This is a genomic window from Dyella sp. SYSU CM1112 (assembly GCF_058216415.1).
In genome coordinates, this window is the sequence record NZ_JBZEGI010000043.1 from 1 (window position 1) to 942 (window position 942).

General features: G+C 58.3%; 1 protein-coding gene. It reads left to right on the forward strand.

What is annotated here, in order from left to right:
* Positions 1-102: 102 nt before the first annotated feature.
* The coding region (locus AC4HNJ_RS21520) for an FG-GAP repeat domain-containing protein (RefSeq protein WP_490481666.1) at positions 103-942 on the forward strand (840 nt) is incomplete at its 3' end.

Sequence of the window (942 nt, forward strand, 5' to 3'; positions counted from 1 at the left end):
CAAGTTCATATCGATCAGATTGCTACGTATAGACGATCAAGTTGCTACGTATAGAAAAGCTCGCACACCCGCATCAAGGACGCTCATCATTTCGGGGGGAATATGCATAGACATCGATGGTTGAAGGTGCTGAGCGTACTGGCTGTGCTAGCGGGGCCAGCCCTGGCCTCTGCGCAGACTGTTAGCTTCGACACCTTGCCCGCGCTACGTGTGACCACGCCGTTGCCATCCAGTCTGCACGTACCCGGCGACGCAGACGGCAACGGCGTGTCGGATATGTTCCTGTTCAACACCAACACCAGCCAAGTGGCGTATTGGCTGATGGACACCAATGACGCCACGGGTGCCGTGACTAAACTCAGCGCGCACACCTTCAACGTGACGCCGGGTTATTTCGTAGGCGCCATCGGCGATTTCAATGGCGATGGGTTGGCCGATCTGGTGCTCACCAGCAACAACGATGATCTGGTGCTGTGGACCAACAACGGCAGCGGCGGATTCACATCCTCCTCGCTGGGCACCTATACCGCTGGCTGGGTGTTGGTGGGTGCGGGCGATGTGGACGGCGACGGCCAGGACGACCTGCTCTGGTTCAACGCCACGACGTGCCAATTCAGCTATTGGTTGATCCGCAATGGTGTGCACGTTGAAACCGATACGACCAACGTCACTTGCGGCTACTACCCACTGTCGATCGGGTATTACACCCCCTCGAATCGCCTGTCCGTGATCTGGGCGAATGCGGCGCAGGACCTGCAGATCTGGGATAGTGCGGGCGATCAATTTACCCCGTATTCCTTCGGCGCCTACGGACCGGGCAGCACCCTGATTGCGCTCGGTGGCGGTTACGAAGGCTCGCTGATGAGCCTGATCTACATCGCCTCCAACCAAACCGCGTTCGGTCTGGAACTGGATCGCAGCTTTGACGAGATCGGCCAGCAG